The organism is Ensifer sp. SSB1 (genome assembly GCF_016652895.1).
Classification (GTDB): domain Bacteria; phylum Pseudomonadota; class Alphaproteobacteria; order Rhizobiales; family Rhizobiaceae; genus Ensifer.
Window position 1 is genome coordinate 1 of record NZ_JAEPRP010000363.1, and the last position, 1563, is coordinate 1563.

At 59.6% G+C, this 1563-nt stretch carries 3 protein-coding genes; 2 read left to right on the forward strand and 1 reads right to left on the reverse strand.

Annotated features, from left to right (window positions below; genetic code table 11):
• A partial coding sequence (locus I8N66_RS37320) for an OB-fold domain-containing protein (protein WP_291165586.1) occupies positions 1-238 on the forward strand: 238 nt, incomplete at its 5' end.
• 6 nt (positions 239-244) lie between these two features.
• Here I8N66_RS37320 and I8N66_RS37325 read toward each other — a convergent pair.
• Positions 245-1330, reverse strand: coding sequence for an IS630 family transposase (locus I8N66_RS37325; protein ID WP_291165588.1), 1086 nt, complete (start codon positions 1328-1330; stop codon positions 245-247).
• Between the two features lie 64 nt (positions 1331-1394).
• Here I8N66_RS37325 and I8N66_RS37330 point away from each other — a divergent pair.
• Positions 1395-1563, forward strand: a 169-nt coding sequence (locus tag I8N66_RS37330; RefSeq protein WP_291165590.1) for a HisA/HisF-related TIM barrel protein, incomplete at its 3' end; no start/stop codon positions are given.

A 1563-nucleotide genomic window follows, 5' to 3' on the forward strand; every position in this document is an offset into this window, starting at 1 on the left:
CGGCCGCGGCAAGGTGCTGTCGTGGACGACCTTCCGCCGCAAATACTTCGACGAGTACCCTGCTCCTCACACGACGATCGTGCTCGAGCTCGACGAAGGACCGCTCTTCGTCTCCTATCCCGTCGACGTCGCCGTAGAGGACCTGCGCGAGAGCATGGTGCTTTCGCTGCGCTGGACCGACGGACAAGACAAGTTCGGCGAATACAACCTGCCGGTGTTCGGACCGCCGTCCGCGTAGACCCCGCTAGTGTGCCGTCCCGTTAATTCGCCTGCAAAGCCGTTCCAGTTTCTGGATGATCGAGTCGGCGGTGGCGGTCCATATGAATGGCTTGCAGTGTTTGTTGTATTGCTGCACGAAGCAATCAATCTTCGCGATCAGGTCTTTTACTGATTGAAACGAGCCTCGGCGAATCGCTTTGTCCGTGATCAGGGCAAAGAAGCGTTCAACCAGATTGAGCCAGGAGCTATAGGTTGGAACGAAATGCAAGTGCCAGCGTGGATGCGCGGCGAGCCAGGCGTTCACCTTCGGGTGCTTGTGCGTGCGGTAGTTATCGACGATCGCATGGACTTCGAGATGATCGGGTACGACTTTGTCGATTTCGCGCAGAAAGCTGAGGAACTCCTGATGACGATGGCGTGGCTTGCAAGTGCTGAGCACAGCGCCGGTGAGCACATCGAGAGCAGCAAACAACGTCGTCGTGCCGTGCCGCTTGTAATCATGGGTAACGCCTTCGACATAGCCCAAGCCCATCGGCAACATCGGCTGCGTGCGCTCAAGCGCCTGACACTGACTTTTCTCATCGACGCATACGACGAGCGCGTTGTCGGGCGGGTTCAGATACAGTCCGACGACATCGCGCAGCTTGTCCACGAAGAACGGATCGGTCGAAAGCTTGAAGCTTTCAGTGCGGTGCGGCTGCACCCCAAACAGCGACAGATAGCGCTGAACGCTGGTCTTGGATATCCCAGTCTCGACCGCGAGCTCGCGCGTACTCCAGTGCGTCGCGCCCTTGCTGGGCCGCTTGTGCAGCGTCGTGTAGATCAACTCCGCCACGCGCTCATCATCAATCGTGCGCGGCTTGCCCGGGCGCAGCTCGTCGTAAAGTCCCGCAATGCGCCGTTCGCCGAAGCGGCGTCGCCACAGACCAACCGTGGCCTTGTGGATCCCGAGTTGCTCGGCCACTTGCGAATTCGGCGTGCCCTCAGCGCAAGCGAGCACGATCTTGGCTCTTTGCACGAGTGCTGCCGACATCGAGCGCGACCGCGACAACGATTCCAGTTGTTCACGTTCGTCGGCACTCAACATGACCGGGGGCATGCGTTGGGGCATTGCGATCTCTCCAAGATGAGATACCGCAAAGTACCAAAAATTAACGGGGCAGTACACTAGCAGCATGCTTGCCAAGAGAATCATCCCCTGCCTCGACGTCAACGCGGGGCGCGTCGTCAAAGGCGTGAACTTCGTCGGCCTGCGTGACGCGGGCGATCCGGTCGAGGTCGCGAAGCGCTACGACGACCAGGGCGCGGACGAACTCACCTTTCTCGACATCACCGCCAGCAGCG

What these genes read in the sequence shown, in the direction of transcription:
- I8N66_RS37325 (WP_291165588.1), bottom strand. Translation starts at nt 1,330, where the DNA reads ATGCCCCAACGCATGCCCCCGGTCATGTTGAGTGCCGACGAACGTGAA.